The sequence below is a fragment of the Mesorhizobium sp. M1A.T.Ca.IN.004.03.1.1 genome, from assembly GCF_003997555.1.
Classification (GTDB): domain Bacteria; phylum Pseudomonadota; class Alphaproteobacteria; order Rhizobiales; family Rhizobiaceae; genus Mesorhizobium.
The window spans coordinates 1-262 of record NZ_RZTV01000506.1; the positions used below are offsets into that span (position 1 = coordinate 1).

At 64.9% G+C, this 262-nt stretch carries 1 pseudogene; it reads right to left on the minus strand.

The features are described from left to right. Positions 1 to 262: pseudogene (locus EOD29_RS32650) on the minus strand (methyl-accepting chemotaxis protein); the annotation flags it as partial.

Here is a 262-nt window from a genome sequence, read left to right on the forward strand (position 1 = left end):
GCCATGACGATCTGGATCACGTAAGCCGAGGTCGTGAGTTTCTGGCCGTCCCTCTGGCTGGTCTTGGCGCGCTCGACCGTTTTGGCGGTCTCGGCCGCTTTGTCCGTGACCGCCTTCACCCGCCGTGCGGCGACAGCCTGCAATTTGGGCAGGCTGTCGACGATCCGGCCCATCACATCCTTGAGGCCGGCCGCACGCCCCTCGGTCTGGTCGGCGGCTTCGGAAAGCGGCTTCAAGGAAGCAATGGCATCGTCGATCGCCT